Raw genomic sequence first — 17,319 nt, 5'->3', positions numbered from 1 at the left:
CGCTTACAGCGTCAGGCTGGTCAAAACCGTTACCCGCTCCTCGGTTAAGTCAGCCATCGCCGACGCCGGGCTCTCGCGGCCCACGCGGCGCTGACGGAAGCGCTGGCCGGGCTGTGAAGTCGAAACCGCGGGCCAGCGCGGCGCGGATCCCTTCGGCGACTTCGGCCGGGAGACCGGTTCGACGGCGAAGGTCATCGTCGCGCCGAGCCCCTGCGAGTAGGTCGGCTGGGGGCGGACCGTCCAGCGGTAGTCCGTGCCGTCGACGGTGATGCGGCGCGATCCCCTGCGTGCGAGCGTCATGAGCCCTCCTGCCCGGCCCGAACCTACGCCGGGACCGGGCGGAGGGCCAACGGTTTCAGAGCGTCAGGCCGGTCAAAACCGTTACCCGCTCCTCGGTGAAGTCCGCCATCGCCGACGCCGGGCCCTCGCGGCCGACGCCCGAGTCCTTGACCCCGCCGTAAGGCATCTGGTCCGCGCGGAAGCTCGGCACGTCCCCCACCAGAACTCCACCGACCTGCAACGCCGCCGACACCTCGAACGCCGTCGGCAGGTCGCGCGTGAACACGCCCGCCTGCAGGCCGAACCGGGACGCGTTGATCCGCGAAACCCCCTCGGCCACCGACGCCACCCGGACCAGCGAAACCACCGGGCCGAACACCTCCTCGGCCATCACCGCCGCGTCCTCCGGGACGTCCGCCAGCACCGTCGGCTCGAAAGAAGCCCCCGAACGCCCGCCGCCGGTCAGCAGGCGGCCGCCCGCGGACACCGCGTCCGCGACCCACGACGAGACCCGGGAAGCCGCGGCCTCGTTGATCAGCGGGCCGACGTCGACGCCCTCCGCGCGCGGGTCGCCCGTGCGCAGCAGACCGACCTGCGAAAGCACCTTTTCGACCAAGGCGTCGTACACGTCCGTGTGCACGTACACCCGCTGCACCGAAATGCACGACTGCCCGGCCTGGTACATGGCAAAGGTCGCGATCCGCTGGGCCGCGAAGTCGAGGTCCGTCCAATCGGGACAGACGAGGACCGCGCCGTTGCCGCCCAGCTCCAGGGCCACGTGCTTGCGCGGGACGCGGTCGCGGATCGCCCAGCCGACCGGGACCGAGCCGGTGAACGAGACCACCGGCAGCCGCGGGTCCTCGACCAGCCGTGACGACGTCTCGTTGTCCACCGGCAGGATCGACCACGAGCCCGCCGGGAGGTCCGTCTCAGCCAGGATTTCGCCCAGCAGCAACGCCGTCAGCGGTGTCGCGGGCGCGGGCTTGAGCACGATCGGCGCGCCGACGGCGATCGCCGGGGCCACCTTGTGTGCCACCAGGTTCAGCGGGAAGTTGAACGGCGTGATGCCCAGCACCGGCCCGCGCGGCACCCGCCGGACCAGCGCCAGCCGCCCGGTGCCGCCCGGGTCGGTGTCGAGGCGCTGCAGCTCGCCGGAGAAGCGGCGGGCCTCCTCGGCGGCCCAGCGGAACGTCGAGACCGCGCGGCCGACCTCGCCGCGCGCCCACTTGAGCGGCTTGCCGGACTCGGCCGTGATCAGCGCGGCGATCTCTTCGGACCGCTCACCCAAAGCCCGGGACACGTGGTCCAACGCCCCGGCGCGGACGTGCGCGGGCAGCGTCGCGAACTCGTCCCGGACGTCGTGCGCGGCCTGCACCGCCGCCTCGACGTCCGAAGTGGACGGGACGAAGTGGGAGCCGGCGAGCGAGCCGTCGAAGGAGTGGCGGACGTCGGCCGTGGCGCCGCCGGTCACCGGCTTTCCGGCGACCCAGAAGGGGAAAGTCATGCGTGAGCCTCCGTGCGGACAGCGTGCTCGAGGACCGAGAGACCCTCGTCGAGCAGGTCGGTGGACAGGGACAGCGGCGGCAGCAGCCGGACGACGTTGCCGTAGGTGCCGCAGGTCAGCACCACCACGCCGGCCCGGTGGCAGGCCGCCGCGACGCGCTTGGTGAGGTCGGCGTCGGGTTCCGAAGTGCCGGGCTTGACGAACTCCGCGGCCAGCATCGCGCCGCGCCCGCGGACGTCACCGATCACGCCGGTCTCGGCAGCCAGTGCCCGCAGCCGGGGCAGGACGACCCCTTCGACGCGCTTCGCCGACGCGGCGAGGTCTTCGGCACGCATGGTCTCGATCGAGCCGAGCGCGGCCGCGCACGCGATCGGGTTGCCGCCGTACGTGCCGCCGAGCCCGCCCGGACCCACCGCGTCGAGCAAGGAAGCGCGGCCGGTCACCGCGGACAGCGGCAGCCCGCCGGCGATGCCCTTGGCCGTCGCGATCAGGTCCGGGACGACGTCCTCGTCGGTGGACGCGAACCAGGACCCGGTGCGGCAGAAGCCCGTCTGGACCTCGTCGGCGACGTACACGACGCCGTTCGCGCGGCACCACGCCGCGATCGCGGGCAGGAAACCGCGCGCGGGCTCGATGAAGCCGCCCTCACCCTGGATCGGCTCCAGGACGACCGCGGCCACCTGGTCACCGCCGATCTGCTTCTCGATCCGGTCGATGGCCAGCGCGGCCGCGTCGGCGCCGGAAAGCCCGTCGCGGTACGGGTACGAGCCGGGCACGCGGTAGACCTCGGGCGCGAACGGGCCGAACCCGTGCTTGTAGGGCACCGACTTCGCGGTCATGCCCATCGTGAGGTTGGTGCGGCCGTGGTAGGCGTGGTCGAACACCACGACGGCCTGACGCCCGGTCGCGACGCGCGCGATCTTCACGGCGTTCTCGACGGCTTCGGCGCCGGAGTTGAACAGCACCGACTTCTTCGCGTGGTCACCCGGCGTCAGCTCGGCCAGCGCCTCGCAGACCTCGACGTAGCCCTCGTACGGCGTGACCATGAAACAGGTGTGGGTGAACCAGCACGCCTGTTTGCGGACGCGGTCGACGACGGCCGGCGCGGAGTGCCCGACGTTGGTCACCGCGATGCCGGAGCCGAAGTCGATCAGGACGTTGCCGTCGGCGTCGGTGAGCAGGCCGCCGCTGGCCGAGGTGACGTAGACGGGCAGCACCGAGCTGACGCCCGCGGCGACGGCGTTCGCGCGGCGTTCCTGCAGCTCGCGCGAGACGGGGCCGGGGATCTCGGTGCGCAGCCTGCGCTGCCGGGGCGCCGGGGCCTGCGGCTCGGCGGTGGTGCTTGCGGTCACGGCGTGCTCCTGCGGACGCGGGTGGGTGGTCGTCCCCAGGATGAGCGGTCACCGGGTGCCCGTCAGCTGGCCGATCCGTACAAGAAGGCGCGTAGAATTGGCCGTTATGGCACTCACGCTGCGCGGCCTGGCCGCCGACCGCCCGCTCGGTCTGCGTGTGCTGACCGGCGACGCTCTCCTCGACCGGCCGATCGGCTGGGTGCACCCGACCGAGCTGACCGACCCCCAGGCGTTCCTCGAAGGCGGCGAGCTGCTGCTGACGACCGGGCTGGCCCTCGACGACGAGACGTCCCCGGACTACGTGCGGCGGCTGGTCGGCGCGGGCGTGGCCGGGCTCGGCTTCGGCGTCGGGCTGAGCCACGACGAGGTCCCGCCCGCGCTGGTCGAGGCGGCCGCCGAGGTGGGGCTGCCGGTGCTGGAGGTGCCGCGCGAGACGCCGTTCATCGCGATCACGCGCGCGGTCTCCCGGGCGGTGGCGGCCGACGAGTACGCGACGACGGTCCGGATCGGGAAGGCCCAGCAGGAGCTGACGCGCACGGCGGTCGGCAAGGGCGGCTCGGCGGGGGTGCTGCGGAAGCTGGCGAAGCTCGTCGGCGGCTGGGTGCTGCTCTTCGACCGCACCACAGTCACCGAAGCGGCTCCGGCGAGTGCCCGCGCGTACGGCGCTTCGCTGCGCGATGAGCTGGAGCGACTTCGCACGGGCACGCGGGTTGTGGCACTCGACGGTCAGGAAGTCGTGCTGCAGACCCTCGACACCAGCGCGCGCCGGGTGCTCGCCGTCGGGGCGTCGCTCGACACCGCGGGGCGGCACATCGTCAACACGGCCGTCTCGGTGCTTTCCCTGGCGCTGGAACAGGATCGCGCCCAGGCGGCGGCGCGGCAGGCGCTGCGGTCCGGGCTGCTGGAGCTGCTGGTGGCCGGCCAGGCCGAGCTCGTGCTGCGGGTGCTGGCCGAGACCGGCGGTGCGCCGCCGCGCGCACCGTGGTCGGTACTGGTGTTCGCCGGCGCGCCCGCCGCACGGCGCAAGCTGCTCGGGGCGCTGGAAAACGAGCCGCTGTTCGCCGCGCGGCGCGGCTCGTCGGTGGTCGCGATCGGCCCCGCCGACCCGGCGGCGGAGGCGGCGGCGCGGATCGGCGGCCTGCACGGCGGGCTGGCCGGACCGGTGTCCACAGCGGACTTCGCGGCCGGGCTGGAGCAGGCTGAGCTGGCGGCTCGGGCCGCGATGGCGGAGGACAAGGCCCTGGTGTCGGCGGCGGAACACACGGGCCGCGGCCTGCTGTCGCTGATCGAGCCCACGGTGGCGCAAGCGTTTGCGCGTGGCTTGCTCGCGCCGTTGCGGGAGCACGACGAGACCGGCCGCGGTGACCTGGTCGGCTCCCTGCGCTGCTGGCTGGAGCACCACGGCCACTGGGACGTCGCCGCCGCGCGCCTGGGCGTCCACCGGCACACGCTGCGGAACCGCATCACGAAGGCGGGGGAGCTGCTGGGCCGGGACCTGGACTCACCGGGCGTGCGGGCAGAGCTGTGGGTGGCTTTGCAGGCCTAGAAGGCCAGCACGATCGGCGAGTCACCACACCGCCGCAGGGCCGGACCGGGTTCCGCGCCCGCCGACCACCACGCCGGGACGTCCACTTCACGCACCAGCGAGCCGGTCGGCTGCCGGACGCTGTTGGACACGATCACGCGGCCCTGCGCGTTCAGCAGCGCCGCGCCCCGGCCCAGTGAGCGCAGCCGCGGCCGCACCGCGCGCTCGAACTCGCGCACGTACACGTCCGCGCCCACGACTCCCGCGAAGGAACCCCCGCGGGAGACGGGAATCGTGAAGGTCAGCGTGTACTCGTCGGTGCAGAGGTAGTCGACGTACGGGCCGTTGATGTGGCGGCGCCCGGTGTCGCGCGGGACCGTGAACCACGACTGGCGCGTGTAGTCGAGGAAGTTCTCGCTGCCCGGGTCCAGGCTGATGAACAGCTGTGACGGCGGGGAACCCGCGGTCCACCACTCGAAGCCGAACTCCGAGTCCGTCAGCACCCGCGGCGCGCTGACGAACCCCGCGCCGATGATCAGGCCGCCGAGGGCCTCGGTGACCTGCGGGCGGATCCGGTGCAGCGCGGCCGCGGAAGGGGTGTCGGCCAGGACCGACTCGGCCGCCGCCAGCAGGGGCTTCAGCCGCTCGAAGACCCCTTCAACCAACGCCGAGACCTGCTCGACGACCTCGTCGCCGGCCAGCGTGCGGGTGTCGTTCACGGTGCTCACCTCGATGCGCGGAGTAGTGCGGAGTTTAGGGGGTGAGCAGGTCGAGGTGCACGTCCGCGAGCCGGTCGAGCGCGCCCAGGACGTGTTCCTCGGTGAGCTTGCGGGCCAGGTCGCCGTCGGCGCCGGAGATCGCCGCCGTGATCGCCGTGTGCTCCTCGTGGGAGTGTGCCTCGGGGCCGAGCGGCAGCCACAGCAGCCCGCCGAGCTCGGCCTGCAGGTGGACCTCTTCGTGCGTCAGCCGCGGGGACTGCGCCGCCGCCGCGACCTCCAGGTGGAACTGCCGCTCCGCCCGCGTGAAGTCGATGCCCCGGGCGGTGCGGAGGTCGTCGGTCGCCAGCCGCAGCCGGTCGACGTCTTCGGGGGAGCTGCGCTCGGCGGCGAGCTTGGCGGCCGCTCCGGCGATCGCCAGGTAGTGGTCGCCGACGTCACGCAGGTCCGAAAGGGACACCTCCCGCAGCCGCGAACGCCAGGCGTCGGACGGCGGGTTGGCCGGCGCGCGGACGAAGCTGCCGCCGCTGCGCCCCCGCCGTGTCTCGACCAGGCCCTGCTGCCGCAACGCCACGAGCGCTTCCCGGACCGTCACGGTCGAGACGCCGAACTGCGCGGCCAGGTCGGCCTCGCTGGGCAGCTGCTCCTCGTCGGCGAGCAGGCCCAGCGTGATGGCGTCGACCAGCCGGGCCGCCACCGCTTCCGCCCGCCCGACCTGGCCGAGCGGCGCGAACATGGCGGACCGCGCGCTGTGCGACATGCCCTTGCGCATCGTGACCCTTCGCCGGTGGAGGTACCCGTTCGCACCAATCTTGCCTGATCCTCTTGTCCTATTACATATGAACTCATATGTTTTAGCTCTCGCGAACCCGAGGAGTCACTCGTGCAGGAGCTGAAGCACTACGTCGGCGGGGCCTACGTCGAGTCCAAGTCGGGCCGGACGGCGGAGATCGTCGACCCGGTCACCGGGCGCGCCTACTGCACCGCGCCGATCGCCGGACCCGACGACGTCGACAACGCGCTGCAGGTCGCCGCGACCGCGTTCGAGACCTGGCGCACGACGACCCCGGCCCAGCGCCAGCTCGCGCTGCTGAAGATCGCCGACGCGCTCGAAGCCCGCGCCGACGAGGTCGTGCGGGTCGAGTCCGCGAACACCGGCAAGCCGATCGCGCTGACGATGTCCGAAGAGATCCCGATGGTCCTGGACCAGGTCCGCTTCTTCGCCGGGGCCGCGCGGGTGCTCGAAGGCCGTTCGGCCGGCGAGTACATGGAGGGCCACACGTCGTTCGTGCGCCGCGAGCCCGTCGGCGTCTGCGCGCAGGTCACGCCGTGGAACTACCCGCTGCTGATGGCCATCTGGAAGATCGCGCCCGCGCTCGCGGCCGGCAACACCATCGTGCTCAAGCCGTCGGACACCACCCCGGCGTCGACGCTGCTGCTGGCCGAGATCGCCGGTGAGTTCCTGCCGCCGGGCGTGTTCAACGTCGTGTGTGGCGACCGCGACACCGGCCGCGCGCTGGTCGAGCACGACATCCCGGCGATGGTGTCGATCACCGGCTCGGTCCGCGCGGGCATCGAGGTCGCCAAGTCCGCGGCCAACGACGTCAAGCGCGTGCACCTGGAGCTGGGCGGCAAGGCGCCGGTCATCGTCTTCGAGGACGCCGACCTCGACGCCGCCGCCGAAGCCATCGCCGTCGCGGGCTACTTCAACGCCGGCCAGGACTGCACGGCCGCCACCCGGGTGCTGGTCGCCGACGAGGTGCACGACACCTTCGTCGCGGCGCTCGCCCGGCAGGCCGAGAACACCAGGACCGGCAAGCCGGACGACGAAGACGTCGCCTACGGCCCGCTCAACAACGCGGCCCAGCTGGAGAAGGTGTCCGGCTTCATCGACCGGCTCCCGGAGCACGCGACCGTCCACTGTGGAGGTCATCGCGCCGGCGACGAGGGCTACTTCTACGAGGCCACCGTCGTCTCCGGGCTCCGGCAGGACGACGAGCTGAGCCAGAACGAGATCTTCGGCCCGGTCATCACCGTCCAGCGGTTCAGCGACGAGGCCGACGCGCTGAAGTCCGCGAACGCCGTCCAGTACGGCCTCGCGTCCTCGGTCTGGACCCGCGACCACCAGCGCGCGATGCGCCTCGCGGCGAAGCTCGACTTCGGCTGCGTGTGGATCAACACCCACATCCCGCTGGTCGCCGAAATGCCGCACGGCGGATTCAAGAAGTCCGGGTACGGCAAGGACCTCTCGCTGTACGGGCTGGAGGACTACACCCGCGTCAAGCACGTCATGAGCGCACTGTGAGGCTGGCGATGCCCAACCAAGCACCCACCGAGACGCGGGAAGACTCCGCGCCGCCGAACGAAACCGAAGGGCCCGCGATCCGGCTTTCCGGGCTGCGCAAGCACTTCGGCGACGTCCACGCGGTCGACGGCGTCGACCTCGACATCCCGCCCGGCGAGTTCTTCTCCATGCTCGGCCCGTCCGGCTCCGGCAAGACGACGGTGCTGCGCCTGATCGCCGGCTTCGAGCTGCCCACCGACGGCACGATCGAGCTCGAAGGCCGTGACGTCAGCACGCTGGCGCCGTTCGAGCGGGACGTCAACACGGTGTTCCAGGACTACGCGCTGTTCCCGCACATGAGCGTGCAGCAGAACGTCGAGTACGGCCTGAAGGTCAAGCGCGTCCCGAAGCAGCAACGCCGGGAGCGCGCTCTCGAAGCCCTCAAGACCGTGCGGCTGGACGACTACGGCTCGCGCAAGCCCGCGCAGCTCTCCGGCGGCCAGCGCCAGCGCGTCGCGCTCGCCCGGGCGCTGGTGAACCGGCCCAAGGTGCTGCTGCTCGACGAGCCGCTCGGGGCGCTCGACCTCAAGCTGCGGCTGGCGATGCAGCTGGAGCTCAAGCAGATCCAGCGCGACGTCGGCATCACGTTCGTCTTCGTCACCCACGACCAGGACGAGGCGCTCACCATGAGCGACCGCATCGCCGTGTTCAACGACGGGAAGATCGAGCAGGTCGGGACGCCGGAAGAGGTGTACGAACGGCCCGCGAGCGCGTTTGTCGCCGGGTTCGTCGGCACGTCGAACCTGCTGGGTGGGCGCGGCGCCGAGTCCGTGATCGGCCGGCCGGGCCTGTTCAGCATCCGGCCCGAAAAGATCCGCATCGACGGCGAGCTGTCCGAACCCGCCGCCCCGGGCGACACCAGCGCGACCGGCACGATCACCGACGTCGTCTACGCCGGGGCGACCGTGCGGTACGCCGTCGCGCTCGACGCCGGGGGACAGCTTTCGGTGGTCCAGCAGAACACCGAAGGTGCCATCGCGGACGGCCGCGTCCGGCTCAGCTGGCGTCAAGAACACAGTTTTCAGGTCCCCGGTCAGTGAAGGGTTTGCCATGAAGAACAGGAAGACGCGGCTTGCCGGCCTCCTCGGCGCTAGCCTGCTGTTGGCTGCATGTGGCACGTCGGGCACGAGTTCGTCCGCGCCGCCCGGCGCGCAGGGGTTCACCCCGCCGAAGCTGGAGGCGCTCAAGGCGCTCGGCCAGCCGGAGGGCGCGCTGAACGTGCTGGCCTGGCCGGGGTACGCGGAGAACGGCTCCAACGACCCGAAGGTCAACTGGGTGACGCCGTTCGAGCAGCAGACCGGCTGCAAGGTGAACGTCAAGCCATTCGGGACCTCCGACGAGGCCGTCACGCTGATGAAGACCGGGCAGTACGACGTCGTTTCGGCGTCCGGGGACGCGTCGCTGCGGCTGGTCGCTTCGGGCGACGTCGAGCCGGTGAACACCACGCTCGTGCCGAACTACGCCGACGTCCAGCCGTTCCTCAAGGACAAGTCCTGGAACAGCGTCGGCAACGTGGCCTACGGGATCCCGCACGGCTGGGGCGCGAACCTGCTGACCTGGCGCACCGACAAGGTGACGCCGGCGCCGAACTCGTGGTCGGTGATGTTCGACGCGAACTCGCCGTACAAGGGCAAGGTCATCGCCTACGACTCGCCGATCTACATCGCCGACGCCGCCTTGTACCTGATGGCGCACCAGCCGGACCTCGGCATCAAGAACCCGTACGCCCTCGACGACAAGCAGTTCACCGCCGCGGTGAACCTGCTCAAGCAGCAGCGGCCGCTGGTGAGCGAGTACTGGTCGGACTACCTCAAGGAGTCGCAGGCGCTGAAGAACGGCGACGCCGTCGTCGGCACCGCCTGGCAGGTCACGGTCAACCTGACCAAGGGCGAGGGCGCGGCGCTGGAGTCGGCCGTGCCGAGCGAAGGCGCGACCGGGTGGTCCGACACCTGGATGGTCGCGGCGAAGTCGCCGCACAAGACGTGTGCCTACAAGTGGCTCGACTACATCATCAGCCCGAAGGTGAACGCCCAGGTCGCCGAGTACTTCGGCGAGGCGCCGGCGAACACGAAGGCGTGCGCGGAGATGACCGACAAGACCCTCTGCGACACCTACCACGCCAGCGACTCGGCCTACGCGTCGAAGATCGCCTACTGGACCACGCCGATCCCGCAGTGCCTCGACGGCCGCACGGACGTCAAGTGCAAGGACTACGGCGAGTGGACGAAGGCCTGGACCGAGATCAAGGGCTGACCCCCCAGAACCCCGGGGGCGGCGGGCTGTGTCCCCCCACTCCGTCCGCCGCTCCCGGACCTCCCTCCTGCGAGGTGTGATGACCGCCGTATCGGCCTTCTTCTACCGGAAACCCAAGCTGCGCCTGGGTTTCCTGCTCTCGGCGCCGCTGCTCTGGCTCGGCCTGGCCTACCTGGGCGCGCTCGCCGCGTTGTTCGTCACGGCGTTCTGGCACACGGACGCGTTCACCGGCCAGGTGGTGATCGAGTGGTCGCTGGACAACTTCAAGACGCTGTTCAGCGACGCGGTCTACCGCACGATCACCTTCCGCACGGTCGGGATCGCGGCGCTGGTCACGGTGATCGACGCCGTCATCGCGTTCCCGATGGCGTTCGCGATGGCCAAGCTCGCTTCGCCGCGGGCGCAACGGATCCTGGTGATCGCGGTGATGACGCCGTTGTGGGCGAGCTACCTGGTGAAGGCGTACGCGTGGCGCTCGATGCTGTCCGGCAACGGCGCGCTGAGCCGGCTTTCGCCCGGTTACGGCGTCACGGCCACGATCATCACGCTGTCCTACCTCTGGCTGCCGTACATGATCCTGCCGATCTACGCGGGCCTCGACCGGCTGCCGGACTCGCTGGTGGACGCGTCGGGTGACCTCGGCGCGAAGCCGTTCCGGACGTTCCGGTCGGTGATCCTGCCGCTGACGTTCCCGGCGATCGTGGCGGGCTCGATCTTCACGTTCTCGCTGTCGCTGGGGGACTACATCGCGGTGAAGATCGTCGGCGGCACCTCGCAGATGCTCGGCAACGTCGTCTACGACAACATCGGCGCGGCCAACAACCTCCCGTTCGCCGCGACGGTGGCCACGGTGCCGGTCGTGATCATGCTCGTGTACCTGGCCGCGGTGCGCCGCACCGGCGCGCTCGACAACCTCTAGGAGCTTCCGTGCGTACCTCCCGCGTGGTGCTGTGGACGGCCTTGGGGCTCGGCCTGGCGGTGATCTACTTCCCGTTGCTGGTGGTGCTGCTCAACTCCTTCAACGCGGACACGACGTTCGGCTTCCCGCCGTCGAGCTTCACGCTGGAGTGGTGGAGCCGCGCCACGTCGAACGAGGGGGCGCTGAACGCGCTGTGGACGAGCGTCGAAGCCGGTCTCGCGGCGACGGCGATCGCGCTGGTGCTCGGCACGATGGCCGCGTTCGCGTTGCAGCGCTACCGGTTCTTCGGCCGGAACCCGGTGTCGCTGCTGATCATCCTGCCGATCGCGCTGCCGGGGATCGTCACGGGCATCGCGCTGAACAACGCGTTCCGGACGATCCTCGGCGTCGACCTCGGCCTGCTGACGGCGATCATCGCGCACGCGACGTTCTGCATCGTGGTGGTGTTCAACAACGTCGTCGCGCGGCTGCGCCGGATGGGCGGGAACCTGGAAGAGGCGTCGATGGACCTCGGCGCGACCGGGTTCACCACGTTCCGCCTGGTGACGTTCCCGATGCTGCGGTCGGCGCTGCTGGCCGGCGGGCTGCTGGCGTTCGCGCTGTCGTTCGACGAGATCATCGTGACGACGTTCACCCTCGGCACGGGCATGGAGACGCTGCCGATCTGGATCTACAACAACCTGTTCCGGCCCAACCAGGCGCCGATCGTGAACGTGGTCGCGGCGGTCCTGATCGTGGTGTCGACGGTGCCGGTCTACCTGGCGCAGCGGCTGTCCGGCGACACGGCGTCGGGCGGGCGGCTCTAGGCCACGGACCGGATCGTGCCGCCGTCCACGCGGATCGTCGCGCCACTGACGTACGCCGCCGCCGGGCTCACCAGGTAGCCCACCGCCGCCGCGATCTCCTCCGGGCGGCCGAGCCGGCCGACGTCGTTCGGCACCAGCTCCCGGGCTGCCCGCTGTTCGATCTCCGCCCACGTCGTGCCCCAGCCGTGCTGCGGCGCGATCTCCGTCAGCAGCTCGCGCACCGAGTCCACCAGGATGGCCCCGGGGGACACCACGTTCGACGTCACGCCCGTGCCGGTGAGCTCCCGGGCCAGGGACACCGCCAGGTTGTGCCGGGCCGCCAGCGTCGCCGTGTAGTGGGGTTGCATCGCCATCGGCTGGATGGCCAGGCCGCCGCCGATCTGGACGACCCGGCCCCAGCCGCGCGACCGCATGCCCGGCACGAACCGGTGGATCATCCGGACCGCGGAGACGACGTTCGCCTCGTACGTCGACGCCCAGACCTCCGGCGTCGCGTCGGTCCAGGACAGGTGGTCGTACGAGCCCGCGTTGTTCACGAGGACGTCGACGTCCCCGGCCGCGTCGGCCACGGCGTCCGCGCCCGCGTCGGTCGACAAGTCGCCGATCGCCACCCCGGCCGCGCCGATCGACTCGGCGACCCGGGAAGCGCGGGACACGTCCCGGCCGTGGACCACCACCGAGGCCCCTTCCGCGGCCAGCAGCCGCGCGATCGCCTCGCCGAGGCCGGCGCTGGAGCCGGTGACCAAAGCTCGCTTGCCGGCGATTTCGAGATCCATGTAGCACCTTCCCAAGAGGTATACACCTGTAGACTTAACTCAAGTCTACACTCGTATACATGAGACCCCGCAACGCCGCCGCGACCAGGGAAGCGATCCTGAACTCGGCGCTCGAAGCCTTCACCCGGGCCGGGTACGACGCCGTCGGCGTGCGCGAGATCGCCGAGTCCGCGGGCGTCACGGCGATGCTCGTCAACCGCTACTTCGGCTCGAAGGAAGGGCTCTTCGCGGAGGTCGTCGAGGCGGCGATGGCCGAGCGGACCGTGCTGACGAACGACCCGGCGACCCTCGCCGCGGACATCGCGGCCGCGCTGGTGCGACGCACCGCGCGGGACGCCGCGCGGCTCGACCCGTTCCTGCTGATGCTGCGTTCGGCGCCCAACCCGCGCGCCGCGGAGATCCTGCGCGCCGGCATCGAACGGCACGTCGAGAAGCACCTCGTCGACGTCCTCCCGGCCCGGGAGGACGGTGCGGGGCCGGCGCTGGTGCTCGCGGTGATCGCCGGGTTCTGGGTGATGCGCACGCTCATCGGCAGCACCGAGCTGAACCGCGCCGACGAAGCTGTCGTAAGGGCGAAGCTCGAGAAGGTGTTCGCGGTGCTACTCGCGGAATGAGTCCGTCGCCGCGCGCAGGGCGGCCAGCACACCGGGGTCGGTCACGGCGTGCCCGGCGCCCTCGAGCAGCTTCAGCTCCGAACCCGGCCACGCCCGGTGCAGCTCGTACGCCGTCACCGGCGGGCAGACCGTGTCGTACCGGCCCTGCACGATGATCCCCGGAATGTCCGCGAGCTTGCCCGCGTCGCGGATCAGCTGGCCGTCTTCGAGCCAGGCGCCGTGGGTGAAGTAGTGGACGGCGAGCCGCGCGAAGGTCAGCGCGAACGCCGGATCGGCGTACTGCTGCACAAAAGTCTCCTGCGGCTGCACCGAAACCGTCGCGCCTTCCCAGGTGCTCCACGCGATCGCCGCGCGGTGCCGGACTTCTTCCTCCGGGTGGGAGAGCAGCTCGCTGTACGCGGCCAGCGGGTCGTCCCGGCGTCCGGCGGGCAGCGGCGCCAGGAAGGCCTCCCATTCCCGCGGGAACAGGTTCGCCGCGCCGCCGCGGTAGATCCAGTCGAGCTCGCTCCGCCGCACGGTGAACACACCGCGCAGGATGATTTCGCTGACGCGCGAAGGATGTGTCTCGGCGTAGGCCAGGGCCAGCGTCGCGCCCCACGAGCCGCCGAAGAGCTGCCAGCGCTCGATGCCGAGCCGTTCGCGCAGGGCCTCCATGTCGGCGACCAGGTGCCACAACGTGTTCGCGGTGAGGTCGCTCGCGTCCGGCGTCGACTGCCCGGACCCGCGCTGGTCGAACAGGACGATCCGGTAGGCCCGGGGGTCGAAGTGCCGCCGGGCCATCGGCGCGATCCCGCTGCCGGGCCCGCCGTGGAGCACCACGACCGGCTTGCCCGCGGGGTTGCCGGCCTCCTGGCACCGGATCCGGTGCCCGTCGCCGACTTCCAGGAACCCTTCGGCGCGTGGGGGAAGCGGCGGGTACAGCTCGTCCATGCCCGACACTCTGCCGGAGTGGTCCTGGTCGTCGTCCCGACCCCCGCCGCCAGGGGCGGGACGACGACCAAGAAAAGGCGGGAGCCCGCCCCCGCCGCCGGGCTGAGCGGGCTCCCGGTCCGTGGGTCAGCCGCCAGGGCTGACGTCCGGACGAGGAGGAACGAAGCCGTCGGTGTGGTCACAACGGCAGGCAGTCCGCACACGCATTCCCGTCCTCCTCGTCGAGGGTTCGAATCTTCGTCGTGGCGGCGACGGGCTAAACGCTAAGCCAAGGCCCGAACGTCAGTCAAGGACATGATTGAAGTTCATGTACGTGAACGCGCGCTGAGAGGACGCTGAGTGCGACCCCGCCCCTTGCCCGGTGTTAACGAATGGGCCGGTACGTTCCGGTGTCGAAGCTTCGAAAAGTGGCACGGAAAGGCTCGGAATGTCCGCGGTGACCTATGTCGAGGCGATTGTCGTCGGCGCCTTGCAAGGGGTGTCGGAATTGTTTCCGGTGTCCAGTCTCGGCCACAGCATCCTGTTGCCCGCCTGGCTCGGCGGCCAGTGGCAGCAGGACCTGAGCATCGGCAAGGACTCCCCTTACCTGGCGGTGCTCGTGGCGATGCACGTCGCCACCGCGCTCGCGCTCGTGCTGTTCTTCCGGAAGGACTGGGTGCGGATCATCGGCGGCCTCTGGACGTCGGTCCGCCACCGGGAGGTCCGCACCCCCGACCAGCGGCTCGCGTGGCTGCTCGTGCTCGCCACCATCCCGGTCGGGCTGGCCGGCCTGCTGTTCGAGGGACTGCTGCGCGACTTCCTCGGCAAACCGGTGCCGGCGGCCGTCTTCCTCGCGCTCAACGGCGGAGTCCTTTACGCCGCCGAGAAGTTCTCCCGGAAGAAGCCCGCGGCCGACGACGACACCGTGGACTTCTCGACCGAGGAGACGCTGGTCATGCGCGCGGTGAGCGTCGAGGAGAAGACCGACGTCCGGCTGGCGAAGCTGCGCGTCGGCGAAGCGGTGCTGATCGGCGCGGCGCAGATCTTCGCGCTGCTGCCCGGCATCAGCCGCTCTGGCATCACGATGGTCGCCGGGCTGCGCCGCGGTCTCGGCCACGAGGACGCCGCGCGGTTCGCGTTCCTCCTCGCCACGCCGGTGATCCTCGCCGCCGGGGTGCTGAAGATGCCGACGCTGTTCGCGCCGGAGAACCAGGCTTCGCTCGGTCCGGCGCTCGTCGGGAGTGTCATCGCCGGGGTCGCTTCGTACATTTCCGTCCGGTTCCTCACCGGATATTTCGAAACGCGCACTTTGACCCCGTTCGCCATTTACTGCGTGGTCGCCGGAATCGGCAGCCTGATCTTCTTCGCGGTCTGACGTGCCGCTGACCTTCGACGCCCCGGCGGTTCTCATCGTGCTGGTCCTCGGCACTCTCTACACGCGCGCCGCCCGCCGCCGCGACTGGCCGAAAGGGCGCACGGTGGCGTTCTTCGGCGGGCTCGTGACCATCGTGCTGGTCACCTGCTCGCCGCTGGGCTTCTACGACACGACGTTCTTCTGGGTCCGGGCGGTCCAGACCACGACGTTGCTGATGGTCACCCCGCTGCTGCTCGCCCTCGGCGCCCCGATCCGGCTCCTGCTGGACACGCGGCCCGTGCCCTGGCTGCGCCGCCACGGCCGCGGCCCGGTGGCGCGGGCGCTGACGTTCCCGCCGGTCGTCACGCTCACGCTGGTCGCGCCGGTGCTCGTGCTCTACCTGACCCCGCTCTACGACCTCACGCTGTCCTCGCCGGTCGTCGACGGCCTGGTCCGGGCGGTCCTCGTCCTGGCCGGCTTCACGTACTTCTGGACGCGGCTCGCGCTCGACCCGACACCCCGGCAGGACCCGCACCTGGTCTCGGTGTGGATCGCGTTCACCGAGGTGATCTTCGACGGCGCGCTCGGCCTGGTGCTCTGGCTCGGCCCGCTGCTCGCCCCGGCGCACTACGCGGCGGCGCACCCGGGCCGGGGCCCGGACCCGCGCACCGACCAGATCATCGGCGCGGGAGTCCTCTGGATCGGCGGTGACGTCGCCGGGCTGCCGTTCGTAGCCGCGCTGTTCGTCCGCTGGGCCCGCGACGACGAGCGGCGCGCGAAGGAGATCGACGTCCGGTTGGACGAGGAGGCTGCTTCGGGCGCCGCGTCGACGTCGGGGCTCTGGTGGGAGACCGACCCGGAGCTCGCCGAGCGGTTCCGGAGCCGGGGTTAGTCGTGGAACGCGTGCTCGGGCGCCGGGAACTCCCCACGCCGGACGTCCTCCGCGAACGCCGTCGCGGCGTCCTGCAGCACCGTCGCGACGTCGGCGTAGCGCTTGACGAACCGCGGCGCCTTCCCGCGCCGCAGCCCGGCCATGTCCTGCCACACCAGCACCTGGGCGTCGCAGTCCGGGCCGGCGCCGATGCCGACCGTCGGGATCTTCAGCTCCGCCGTGACGCGCTTCGCGGCTTCGGCGGGCACCATCTCCATCACCACCGCGAACGCCCCGGCCTCCTGCAGCGCCAGCGCGTCGGCGAGCAGCACGTCCGCCGCTTCACCGCGCCCCTGCACCCGGTAACCACCGAGGTTGTGTTCACTCTGCGGGGTGAACCCGATGTGGCCCATCACCGGCACGCCGGCCGACGTCAGCGCCTCGACGTGCGCGGCGAACCGGCGACCGCCTTCGAGCTTCACGGCGTGCGCGCGGCCCTCCTTCATGAACCGCACCGACGTCTCGAGCGCCTGCTGCGGCGAGAGCTGGTAGGAGCCGAAGGGCAGGTCGGCGACGACCAGCGCCCGTTTGACCGATCGGGTGACCGCCCGGACCAGCGGCAGCAGCTCGTCGACCGTCACCGGCAGCGAGGTGTCGTACCCGAAGACGTTGTTGGCCGCGGAGTCGCCGACGAGCAGCACGGGGATCCCGGCCTCGTCGAACAGCGCGGCGGTGTACATGTCGTACGCGGTGAGCATGGGCCACGGTTCGCCGCGTTCCTTGAGCTCACGCAGGTGGTGCACGCGGACCTTCCGGCCCGGCGCCGGTTTGGCGGCGGGTCCGGTGCCGTACGGGGCGGGTTCTTCGGCGCTGGCAGACATCGTCGTCGACCGTCCTTCCCTCGAGGCCTCGGTGAGGTCCCCGGGTCGTGGAGCAGGGGCGTCTCAAAGCGTGACACGCGCCCGGAGCGCCCCCAACCGCGTGCGACAAGCTTCACACCCTCGGGGACGAGCCGCCGTCAGCCTTCAGGTTGATGACCGGGGACAACCAACCTGTGTTCACTGACGTCAAGAAGAGGCATGACCATCGACCGGCCG

At 71.0% G+C, this 17,319-nt stretch carries 17 protein-coding genes; 9 read left to right on the top strand and 8 right to left on the bottom strand.

Annotated elements, in window-relative coordinates; genetic code table 11:
- Nucleotides 1–3: 3 nt before the first annotated feature.
- Genes ACZ63J_RS09430 through gabT form a run of 3 tightly spaced genes read right to left on the bottom strand, consistent with a single transcriptional unit; the run spans nt 4 to nt 3,135 of the window.
- Entirely contained in the window at nt 4–300 is a 297-nt protein-coding gene (locus tag ACZ63J_RS09430) for a hypothetical protein (protein WP_465403758.1), read from the bottom strand.
- 55 nt (nt 301–355) lie between these two features.
- Nucleotides 356–1,783, bottom strand: coding sequence for an aldehyde dehydrogenase family protein (locus tag ACZ63J_RS09425; protein WP_465403756.1), 1,428 nt, complete (start codon nt 1,781–1,783; stop codon nt 356–358).
- Nucleotides 1,780–3,135 carry a 4-aminobutyrate--2-oxoglutarate transaminase gene (gene gabT, locus ACZ63J_RS09420; protein WP_465403754.1) on the bottom strand — a complete coding sequence of 452 codons (1,356 nt, stop codon included), beginning with the start codon at nt 3,133–3,135 and terminating at the stop codon, nt 1,780–1,782. The genes ACZ63J_RS09425 and gabT overlap by 4 nt, the downstream gene beginning before the upstream one ends.
- Before the next feature lie 106 nt (nt 3,136–3,241).
- Between gabT and ACZ63J_RS09415 the strand changes: the two genes are divergently transcribed.
- The gene (locus ACZ63J_RS09415) at nt 3,242–4,681 is read left to right on the top strand and encodes a PucR family transcriptional regulator (RefSeq protein ID WP_465403752.1); all 1,440 of its coding nucleotides are present in this window, start codon (nt 3,242–3,244) and stop codon (nt 4,679–4,681) included.
- On the opposite strand, the gene ACZ63J_RS09410 is transcribed toward ACZ63J_RS09415, so the two are convergent.
- Nucleotides 4,678–5,379, bottom strand: a complete 702-nt coding sequence (locus tag ACZ63J_RS09410) for a cache domain-containing protein (RefSeq protein ID WP_465403750.1) — start codon at nt 5,377–5,379, stop codon at nt 4,678–4,680. The genes ACZ63J_RS09415 and ACZ63J_RS09410 overlap by 4 nt on opposite strands.
- 34 nt (nt 5,380–5,413) lie before the next feature.
- Nucleotides 5,414–6,148, bottom strand: coding sequence for a FadR/GntR family transcriptional regulator (locus ACZ63J_RS09405; RefSeq protein ID WP_465403748.1), 735 nt, complete (start codon nt 6,146–6,148; stop codon nt 5,414–5,416).
- A gap of 111 nt (nt 6,149–6,259) precedes the next feature.
- Between ACZ63J_RS09405 and ACZ63J_RS09400 the strand changes: the two genes are divergently transcribed.
- The 5 genes from ACZ63J_RS09400 to ACZ63J_RS09380 all read left to right on the top strand — a co-directional run bounded on the left by ACZ63J_RS09400 (nt 6,260) and on the right by ACZ63J_RS09380 (nt 11,698).
- Entirely contained in the window at nt 6,260–7,681 is a 1,422-nt protein-coding gene (locus ACZ63J_RS09400; protein ID WP_465403746.1) for a gamma-aminobutyraldehyde dehydrogenase, read from the top strand.
- 8 nt (nt 7,682–7,689) lie between these two features.
- Nucleotides 7,690–8,760 carry an ABC transporter ATP-binding protein gene (locus tag ACZ63J_RS09395; protein ID WP_465403744.1) on the top strand — a complete coding sequence of 357 codons (1,071 nt, stop codon included), beginning with the start codon at nt 7,690–7,692 and terminating at the stop codon, nt 8,758–8,760.
- Nucleotides 8,761–8,770: 10 nt separating this feature from the next.
- Nucleotides 8,771–9,973 carry an ABC transporter substrate-binding protein gene (locus tag ACZ63J_RS09390; RefSeq protein WP_465403742.1) on the top strand — a complete coding sequence of 401 codons (1,203 nt, stop codon included), beginning with the start codon at nt 8,771–8,773 and terminating at the stop codon, nt 9,971–9,973.
- Nucleotides 9,974–10,052: 79 nt separating this feature from the next.
- Complete coding sequence (locus ACZ63J_RS09385) at nt 10,053–10,892, top strand: ABC transporter permease (RefSeq protein WP_465403740.1); 840 nt, start codon at nt 10,053–10,055, stop codon at nt 10,890–10,892.
- Nucleotides 10,893–10,900: 8 nt separating this feature from the next.
- Nucleotides 10,901–11,698, top strand: a complete 798-nt coding sequence (locus ACZ63J_RS09380) for an ABC transporter permease (RefSeq protein ID WP_465403738.1) — start codon at nt 10,901–10,903, stop codon at nt 11,696–11,698.
- Here the strand turns inward: ACZ63J_RS09380 and ACZ63J_RS09375 are convergent.
- Nucleotides 11,695–12,474 carry an SDR family NAD(P)-dependent oxidoreductase gene (locus tag ACZ63J_RS09375; protein ID WP_465403736.1) on the bottom strand — a complete coding sequence of 260 codons (780 nt, stop codon included), beginning with the start codon at nt 12,472–12,474 and terminating at the stop codon, nt 11,695–11,697. The two genes, ACZ63J_RS09380 and ACZ63J_RS09375, sit on opposite strands and share 4 nt — an antisense overlap.
- Before the next feature lie 59 nt (nt 12,475–12,533).
- On the opposite strand from ACZ63J_RS09375, the gene ACZ63J_RS09370 reads away from it, so the two are divergent.
- Nucleotides 12,534–13,088: a TetR/AcrR family transcriptional regulator gene (locus tag ACZ63J_RS09370; protein ID WP_465403735.1), complete on the top strand. Its 555-nt coding sequence runs from the start codon at nt 12,534–12,536 to the stop codon at nt 13,086–13,088.
- Here ACZ63J_RS09370 and pip read toward each other — a convergent pair.
- Nucleotides 13,074–14,018, bottom strand: coding sequence for a prolyl aminopeptidase (gene pip, locus ACZ63J_RS09365; protein WP_465403733.1), 945 nt, complete (start codon nt 14,016–14,018; stop codon nt 13,074–13,076). The genes ACZ63J_RS09370 and pip overlap by 15 nt on opposite strands.
- A gap of 427 nt (nt 14,019–14,445) precedes the next feature.
- Between pip and ACZ63J_RS09360 the strand changes: the two genes are divergently transcribed.
- Entirely contained in the window at nt 14,446–15,372 is a 927-nt protein-coding gene (locus ACZ63J_RS09360; RefSeq protein ID WP_465403731.1) for an undecaprenyl-diphosphate phosphatase, read from the top strand.
- Between the two features lies 1 nt (nt 15,373).
- On the top strand, nt 15,374–16,243 hold the full coding sequence (locus tag ACZ63J_RS09355) for a cytochrome c oxidase assembly protein (RefSeq protein WP_465403729.1): 870 nt from the start codon (nt 15,374–15,376) through the stop codon (nt 16,241–16,243).
- Here the strand turns inward: ACZ63J_RS09355 and panB are convergent.
- Entirely contained in the window at nt 16,240–17,103 is an 864-nt protein-coding gene (panB, locus tag ACZ63J_RS09350) for a 3-methyl-2-oxobutanoate hydroxymethyltransferase (protein WP_354919570.1), read from the bottom strand. The genes ACZ63J_RS09355 and panB overlap by 4 nt on opposite strands.
- Between the last annotated feature and the right edge of the window lie 216 nt (nt 17,104–17,319).

The sequence above is a fragment of the Amycolatopsis sp. NPDC104863 genome, assembly GCF_055582965.1.
This window is presented reverse-complemented; position numbering and strand designations above follow the sequence as displayed.